The sequence below is a fragment of the Streptomyces sp. NPDC001515 genome, assembly GCF_053597115.1.
In genome coordinates, this window is the sequence record NZ_JBSFHN010000010.1 from 213,524 (window position 1) to 222,555 (window position 9,032).

Annotated in this window: 2 protein-coding genes, 1 tRNA gene and 1 rRNA gene; 1 reads left to right on the forward strand and 3 read right to left on the reverse strand. The window is 69.7% G+C overall.

Annotation, left to right across the window (positions count from 1 at the left end; translation table 11 throughout):
- Positions 1-66: 66 nt before the first annotated feature.
- Entirely contained in the window at positions 67-5,553 is a 5,487-nt protein-coding gene (locus tag ACWCXC_RS13860) for a HAMP domain-containing protein (RefSeq protein ID WP_450685780.1), read from the reverse strand.
- A 402-nt stretch (positions 5,554-5,955) separates the two neighbouring features.
- Between ACWCXC_RS13860 and ACWCXC_RS13865 the strand changes: the two genes are divergently transcribed.
- The gene (locus tag ACWCXC_RS13865; protein WP_450888800.1) at positions 5,956-8,586 is read left to right on the forward strand and encodes a SpoIIE family protein phosphatase; all 2,631 of its coding nucleotides are present in this window, start codon (positions 5,956-5,958) and stop codon (positions 8,584-8,586) included.
- 91 nt (positions 8,587-8,677) lie between these two features.
- Here ACWCXC_RS13865 and ACWCXC_RS13870 read toward each other — a convergent pair.
- Positions 8,678-8,750, reverse strand: a tRNA-Thr gene (locus ACWCXC_RS13870).
- Between the two features lie 197 nt (positions 8,751-8,947).
- Positions 8,948-9,032, reverse strand: a 5S ribosomal RNA gene (rrf, locus tag ACWCXC_RS13875); the annotation flags it as partial.

A 9,032-nucleotide genomic window follows, 5' to 3' on the forward strand; every position in this document is an offset into this window, starting at 1 on the left:
CCGCCTCCCCACACTCCTTCGGACACAGCCGGTCAACAAATCACGATTGATTCGCCCAATCGACGATCACTCTCCGCGCATCCACTGCTCCATAACCGAAAACAGATGATCGGAATCGACCGGCTTGGTCACGTAGTCGGATGCGCCCGACTCCAGCGCCTTCTCCCGGTCGCCCTTCATCGCCTTCGCGGTCAGCGCAATGATCGGCAGCCCCGCGAACTGCGGCATCCGGCGGATCGCGGTGGTCGTCGCGTACCCGTCCATTTCGGGCATCATGATGTCCATCAGGACGACCGCCACGTCGTCGTGCTGCTCCAGGACCTCGATCCCCTCGCGCCCGTTCTCCGCGTAGAGCACCGCGAGTCCGTGCTGCTCCAGCACGCTGGTGAGGGCGAAGACGTTGCGGATGTCGTCGTCGACGATCAGCACCTTCTCCCCGTTGAACCGGAACGTCCTGCGGGTCTCCGGCTCCTCCTGGCCCTCGGCCGTCCACGCCTCCTGCGGGGCCTGCGGGGACTCCGGGGAGGCCGCGCGGGCCGGCAGCGCCGGCTGCTGCACCGAACCGCCCAGTGCCTTGCGGCGGCGCCTCAGCAGGCCCGCCGCGCCGCCCTGGTCCGCCCCGCCGGCCGCCGGCCCGCCGGACCCCGGTCCGTAGCCCTGTGCGCCTCCCGCAGGGCCCTGCGGCGGCGTCTGGCCCGGCACCGGCGGCCTGCCGCCCTCAACCGGCGCACCGTGCACCTCCAGCGGGCCGGGAGCGATCTGCGGGTAGCCCTGAGGCGGGAGTTCACTCGGGTGCAGCGGGAGGTACAGCGTGAACGTGGAGCCGCGGCCGGGTTCGCTCGCCGCGTGGATCTCGCCACCGAGCAGCCGGGCGATCTCGCGGCTGATGGAGAGCCCGAGGCCGGTGCCGCCGTACTTGCGGCTGGTCGTCCCGTCCGCCTGCTTGAACGCCTCGAAGATGACCAGCATCTTGCTCGACGCGATCCCGATGCCCGTGTCGGTCACCGAGAACGCGATCAGATCGCCGTCCGCGTCCCGCAGCGAACCGGCCTCCAGCAGCTGCTCCCGGATGGCGTCGGGCACCTCGGCGCCCGCGTGCCGGATCACCAGTTCCACGGCGCCGCTGTCGGTGAACTTCACCGCGTTGGAGAGCAGGTTGCGCAGCACCTGGAGCAGCCGCTGCTCGTCCGTGTGCAGCGTGGCCGGCAGCTCCGGCGACACCCGTACGGAGAAGTCCAGCCCCTTTTCCGCGGTGAGCGGCCGGAACGTCGCTTCCACGTAGTCGACCAGCTGGACCAGGGCGATCCGGGTCGGGCTGACGTCCATCTTGCCCGCCTCGACCTTCGACAGATCGAGGATGTCGTTGATCAGCTGGAGCAGGTCGGATCCGGCCCCGTGGATCGTCTCGGCGAATTCGACCTGCTTGGGCGAGAGATTGCCCTCCGCGTTGTCGGCGAGCAATTTGGCCAGAATGAGCAGGGAGTTGAGCGGGGTGCGCAACTCGTGGGACATGTTGGCCAGGAACTCCGACTTGTAGCGCATCGAGACCGCGAGCTGTTCGGCGCGCTCCTCCAGGACCTGGCGCGCCTCCTCGATCTCGGTGTTCTTGACCTCGATGTCGCGGTTCTGCTGGGCGAGCAGTTCGGCCTTCTCCTCCAGTTCGGCGTTGGACGCCTGGAGGGCCTTCTGGCGGTTCTCCAACTCCTGCGACCGGTCGCGCAATTGCTCGGTCAGCTCCTGCGACTGCTCCAGCAGCTTCTCGGTCGTGGTGTTGACACTGATCGTGTTGACGCTGGTGGCGATCATCTCCGCGAGCTGGTTGAGGAAGTCCCGCTGGATGTGGGTGAACGGCTGGAACGAGGCCAGTTCGATCACGCCGAGGACCTTGCCCTCGAACAGCACCGGCAGCACGATCACATGCGCGGGCGGCGCCTCGCCGAGCCCGGAGGAGATCTTCAGGTACCCCGGCGGCACGTTGTCCACCTGGATGGTCCGCTTCTCCTCGGCCGCGGTGCCGATGAGCGTCTCACCGGGCCGGAAGGACGTCGGCATGGAACCGGCCGAGTAGCCGTAGCTGCCCCGCATCCGCAGTTCGTACGAGCCGTCCTTGTCGCTCTCCGCGCCCAGCGCGTCGGTGTCGCCGGTCGCCGTGGCCAGGAAGAAGGCCCCGTGCTGCGCGGAGACGACCGGGGTCAGCTCGCTCATGATCAGGGAGGCCACGTCGTCCAGATCGCGCCGGCCCTGCATCAGGCCGGAGATCCGGGCGAGGTTGCCCTTGAGCCAGTCCTGCTCCTTGTTGGTCGCCGTGGTGTCGCGCAGGTTGGCGATCATCGTGTTGATGTTGTCCTGGAGGGCCTGGATCTCGCCCGCCGCGTCGACGTCGATCTTCAGGTTGAGGTCGCCCCGGGTCACGGCCGTGGCGACGGCCGCGATGGCCCGCACCTGGCGGGTCAGGTTCCCGGCCATCTCGTTCACCGACTCGGTGAGGTCGCGCCAGGTGCCGTCCACGTCCCGCACCCGCGCCTGACCGCCCAGCTGCCCCTCGGTGCCCACCTCACGGGCCACCCGGGTCACCTCCTCGGCGAACGAGGAGAGCCGGTCGACCATCGTGTTGATGGTGTTCTTCAGCTCCTGGATCTCGCCCCGGGCGTCGATGTCGATCTTCTTGGTGAGATCGCCCTTGGCGATGGCCGTGGTGACCGTGGCGATCTGCCGGACCTGACCGGTCAGATTGGAGGCCATCGAGTTCACGGACTCGGTGAGGTCCTTCCACGTACCCGAGACGCCGGGCACCCGGGCCTGACCGCCCAGCTCGCCCTCCGTGCCCACCTCGCGGGCGACACGGGTCACCTCGTCGGCGAACGACGACAGCGTCGTCACCATCGTGTTGACGGTGTCGGCCAGCTCCGCGACCTCGCCGCGCGCCTCGACGGTGACCTTCTTCGTGAGGTCGCCGTTGGCGACCGCAGACGAGACACGGGAGATGTTCCGCACCTGGCTGGTCAGGTTGTTGGCCATCAGGTTGACGTTGTCGCTGAGGTCCTTCCAGATGCCCGTCGCACCGCGCACCCGGGCCTGACCGCCCAGGATGCCCTCGGTGCCCACCTCGCGGGCGACCCTGGTCACCTCGTCGGCGAAGTTCAGCAGCTGGTCGACCATCGTGTTGACCGTCGTCACCAGTTCGAGGATCTCGCCCCGGGCGTCGACGGTGATCTTCTTGGAGAGGTCGCCGTTGGCGACGGCCGTGGTGACCTCGGCGATGTTGCGCACCTGGAGGGTGAGGTTGTTCGCCATGCCGTTGACGGACTGCGTGAGGTCCTTCCACGTACCGGAGACGCCCTGCACCTCGGCCTGACCGCCGAGGATGCCCTCCGTACCCACCTCGCGCGCCACCCGCGTGACCTGCTCCGCGAAGTTCGACAGCTGGTCGACCATCGTGTTGAGCGTGTTCTTGAGTTCCAGGATCTCGCCGCGCGCGTCCACGTCGATCTTCTGCGACAGGTCACCGCGCGCCACCGCCGTGGCGACCTGCGCGATGTTGCGGACCTGCGCGGTGAGATTGCCGGCCATGCCGTTCACCGAGTCCGTCAGATCACGCCACACACCGGCCACGCCCGGCACCTGGGCCTGGCCGCCGAGCCGTCCGTCGGTGCCCACCTCACGGGCCACCCGGGTCACCTGCTCCGCGAAGGCGGAGAGCTGGTCCACCATCGTGTTGATGGTGTTCTTCAGCTCCAGGATCTCGCCCCGCGCGTCCACGTCGATCTTCTGCGACAGATCGCCCCGGGCCACCGCCGTGGTCACCTGCGCGATCTGACGGACCTGAGAGGTGAGGTTCCCCGCCATGAAGTTGACGGAGTCGGTCAGTTCCTTCCATGTGCCGGAGACGCCGTCGACCCGCGCCTGACCGCCGAGCCGGCCCTCCGTCCCCACGTCGCGCGCCATCCGCGTCACCTGGTCGGCGAACGACGACAGCTGCGCCACCATCGTGTTGACGGTGTTCTTCAGTTCCAGCATCTCGCCGGCCACGTCCACCGTGACCTTCTGGGACAGATCGCCGTTGGCGACCGCGGTGGTCACCTGGGCGATGTCGCGCACCTGACCCGTCAGGTTGCGGAACGCCGTGTTCACGGAGTCCGTGAGGTCCTTCCACGTACCCGCCGCGCCGGGCACCTCGGCCTGACCGCCGAGCCGCCCCTCGACACCGACCTCACGCGCCACCCGGGTCACTTCCGACCCGAAGGACTGAAGCTGGTCGACCATCGTGTTGACGGTGTTCTTCAACTCCAGCATCTCGCCGGCCACGTCCACCGTGACCTTCTGCGTCATGTCACCGCTGGCCACCGCCGTCGTCACCTGGGCGATGTCACGCACCTGGATCGTCAGGTTCCGGAAGACCGTGTTCACCGAGTCGGTGAGGTCCTTCCAGGTCCCCGCCGCGCCCGGCACCTGCGCCTGACCGCCCAGCACGCCCTGCCCACCGACCTCGCTGGCCACCCGGGTGACCTCGTCGGCGAAGGTGCGCAGCGTCTCGGTCATCTGGTTGATCGTCTCGGCAAGCTGGGCGACCTCGCCGCGCGCGCTCACCCGCACCTTCTGCGACAGATCGCCGTTGGCGACGGCCGTCGTCACCTCCGCGATGCCGCGCACCTGGGAGGTGAGGTTGCCCGCCATCGTGTTGACGGAGTCCGTGAGGTCCTTCCACACCCCGGCGACGCCCGGCACGGTCGCCTGACCGCCCAGCTCGCCCTCGGTGCCCACCTCACGGGCGACGCGGGTCACCTCGGACGAGAACGACGACAGCTGGTCGACCATGGTGTTGACGGTGTTCTTCAGCTGGGCCATCTCACCGGCCACATGGACGGTGACCTTCCGCGACAGGTCTCCCTTGGCGACCGCCGTCGTCACCAGCGCGATGTCGCGCACCTGCGCGGTCAGCCGGTACGCCATGGTGTTGACGGAGTCCGTGAGGTCCTTCCAGGACCCGGACATCCCCCGCACCTGGGCCTGCCCGCCGAGCTTGCCCTCGGTGCCGACCTCGACGGCGACGCGCGTCACCTGCTCGGTGAAGGCCGAGAGCTGGTCGACGAGGTTGTTGACCGTACGGGCGACCTTCAGGAACTCGCCGCGCAGCGGCCGTACCGTCTCGTCCGCCGTGTGCGAGCGCAGCTCCATGCGCTGCTCCAGGTCGCCGTCGGCCACCGCCGACAGAACCCTCCCGACCTCCGATACCGGGCGGGCGAGATCGTCGACCAGTTCGTTGGACGCGTCGATCGCGGCGGCCCAGGACCCCTCGCAGGCCCCCGTCTCCAGCCGCTCGGTGAGCTTGCCCTCACGGCCGACCACGCGCCGCACCCGGGCCAGCTCGCCCGTGAGGTGCACATTGCGGTCCGCGACCTCGTTGAAGACCGCCGCCAGCTCGGCCATGATCCCGTCGCCCGACACGGTCACACGCCTGCGGAAGTTGCCGTCGCGCATGGCCACCAGACCGGACAGCAGTCTGTTCAGTGCGGCGGCGTCGACCTCGACCGTTCCATTGCGCTGCTTCTTCACGGACTGTCCGCCTTTACTGCGCGTACCTGATCCCCGCGCCGCCACGTCAGACTCCACCGTGTCCCTCCCGCAGGGGTTGACCGAATCGCTCGGGTCTTGTCCGAGAGCTTGCCCAGTTCCTCTGGAGCTCATCGCCACCGCCCACCGTCGACGGGTGACCATGTGGACGTCAAATCGTTGAAACGTACCAGGCCGGAACCGGTCAGGGTGGAACCTCCCGGGGTTGGCCCCCATCCCCGCATGAGGAAGCCCACACTTGTCCGGTCCCAGGCCCCTTCCTGCCCGTCCTTGCCCCGAACCCGCCCCTCGTGTATCCGGCACCCGGAGCGAGCGTCTAGCCTGGCAGGCGAATCGAAGCGGCGAGAAACGGGCACAGGACTCGGGGAAGCGACGAGACACCAAATGGGGAGTGCTGTGATCACGGCGCGCGCGGCTGCCACCTTCGAACCGGTGGGGCGCTCCGTCGCGACGGCCCGCGCCTTCGTCCGGGACACCCTCCAGGGCTGGGGGTACACGGACGTCGTGGACGACGCCGTCGTCCTCACCAGCGAACTCGTCACCAACGCCGTCGTCCACGCCGGTACGGCGGCGAACGTGCTCTGCCTGCGCACCGAGGACGGCGTCCGGGTCGAGGTCTCCGACCACTATCCGGAGCGGGAGATCCCGCTCCAGTCCACCGGTCTGGACATCGGCAGCCCCGACCGCGAGAACGGCCGGGGTCTGCTGCTGTGCGCGGCCCTGGCCTCCCGCTGGGGCGTCGAGTACTCCCCGACCCACAAACACGTCTGGTTCCAGCTCGACCTCCCCGACCGCCCGGTGGGCATCCGCTCGGCCGGCCCGCTGCTGCCCGTGGGTCTGCTCCCGGTGGCCGACGACCGGGTCAGGGTCGCCGTCGTCCAGACCGACAGCGCCGGCGCCGTCTCCGCGTGGAACGACGACGCCGCGTACCTCTTCGGGCACACCGCGGAACAGGTACTCGGCAAACCGTTCACGGACTTCACCGCCTGGCCGCAGACACCGGGCACCAACACCGGGATCGCGGACGCGCTGCGCCTGTCCCGCTGGGAGGGCAGCTACGGGGTTCGCGGCGCGGACGGGCGCATCATCCCGGTCTACGGTTCGCACCTGCGCGTCCGCGACCCCGAGGGCGAGCCGTCGACCGTCTGCCTCCTGGTGCGCGACTACGAGCGCGCGGTCCTCCAGTCGCCGGTGCGCGCTCCGGTTTCCGACACGTCCGCCGAGAGCCGCTCGACGGACCCCTTCGAGGTCTTCATCGGCTCCCCCGCCCCCGACGACCTCGACGGTCTGCTGCAGCGCACGGTCGAGCGGGCCCGCGACATGCTCGACGCGGACGCGGCGTTCCTGCTGCTGGCGACGGACGACGAGACGGAACTGGAGGTACGGGCCACCACGGGCCTGCCCTCGGCCCGTCAGCGCTTCGCCCGGGTGCCCGTGGAGGCCGGCACGGGGCGGTACGGCTCCGCGCGGATGCCGGCCGTCCACGAGGACCTCGACGCGGTCCCCGGCGCCGTCCCGCTGCTCGCGGACACCGGCATGCGCTCCGTCGTCACGGTCCCGCTGAAGGTCGAGGGCCGGCTGACGGGCTCCCTGGGCGTGGCCGCGGAGGCCGCCGGACGGTATTCGAACGAGGAGGCGCTGCGGCTGCAGTTCGCAGCGGACCGGATCGCGCTGGCCGTGGAGTCGGCCCGGCTCGGCGAGCTGGAGCGGCTGCGCCGCGGTTCGCTGTCGTTCCTCGTGGAGGCGTCCGACCTGCTGGCCGGCACGCTGGACCGGGACCAGACGCTCGCCCTCATGGCACAGATGACGGTGCCCACACTGGCCACGTGGTGTGCGGTGTACACGATCGCGGACCAGGCGTCGGAGCCGTACCTGTCGTACGTTCTGCACGAGGACGAGGAGCGCATCGACGGCCTCAAGGCCCTGCTCTCCAAGATCGCCCCGCCGGACCCGGTCCCGACCCCGGGCGCCCGTGTCTGGGCCGCCCCGTCCGAGGCCGCGCACCAGGCGGCCCTGACCTCCTCGATGCGCGAACTCGGCCTGGGCGACACGGGCGGGGTCGGCGCGAGCATCCGTACGACGCTGGCCACGGCGGCCGCGGTGGGCGGCGAAACCGTCGTCCTCCCGCTCGTCGCCCGCAACCGCGTGATCGGCATGCTCACGCTCGGCAAACCCTCCGACGACCACTTCCGCCAGGAGATCCTGGAACTGGCCGAGGACCTGTCCCGCCGGGCCGCCCTGGCTCTGGACAACGCCCGCCTGTACTCGGAGCGCATGGCCATCAGCCAGTCCCTCCAGCGCAGCCTGCTGCCCCCGGGCCTGCCCGACGTCCCGAACGTCGAGATCGAGGTCATCTACCGCGCGGCCGGCGAGGGCAACGAGGTGGGCGGCGACTTCTACGACGTCTTCCCGATCCGCGACGGCGCCTACGGCTTCGCCATCGGCGACGTCTGCGGTACGGGGCCGGAGGCCGCGGCCGTCACGGGCCTGGCCCGCCACGCGCTGCGCCTGCTGGCCCGTGAGGGCTTCGGCGGTCCGGCGGTCCTGGAGCGCCTGAACGCGGCGATCCTGGACGAGGGCTCCCGCAGCCGCTTCCTCACCCTCCTGTACGGCGAGCTGTGGCCCCAGGAGGACGGCAGCGCCCTCCTGAAGGTGGTTTGCGCCGGCCATCCCCTGCCGCTGCGGCTGCGCCAGGACGGCTCGGTCGAGGCGGCTGCCGAACCCCAGCCGCTGCTGGGCGTCATCGAGGACCTGGAGCTGTACGAGCAGTCGGTCACCCTGGAGCCCGGCGATGTCCTGCTCTGCGTCACCGACGGCGTCACGGAGCGCCGTGAGGGCACGCGCATGCTCGGCGACGACGGCCTGGCCGAGGTCCTGGCCAACTGCACCGGCCTGACGGCGGGTGCCGTGGCGGCACGCATCCTGCGCGCCGTGGAGCGGTTCGCCGCCGAGCCGGCCTCGGACGACATGGCCATCCTGGCCATGCGTGTCCCCGAACCGCCCCTGGCGGACTGAGACGCTTCCCGGCGGTGCGGCGCCAACGCGCCGCGGGAGGACCCCGGGACATGCGAAAGGCCCCCGCCTCTTGGCGGGGGCCTTCTGTCTGAGCCCCAATGCGGAATCGAACCGCAGACCTTCTCCTTACCATGGAGACGCTCTACCGACTGAGCTATTGGGGCCTTGCTGCCCTGCGGCAACGAGCTAAAGCATACCCTGAATCAGGGGGTGCGCAAAACCCTCTGTCGCACCGTCACGGCCCCGCCCACCAGCGGGGATTCAGGGCCGACGGCCAGCAGGACCCGGCGGAGCCGGGACAGGGTCCGTATACGCGAATGAGCCCCGTGCCACAAGGGCACGGGGCTCATTCACAATGATTGTTCGGCGGCGTCCTACTCTCCCACAGGGTCCCCCCTGCAGTACCATCGGCGCTGAAAGGCTTAGCTTCCGGGTTCGGAATGTAA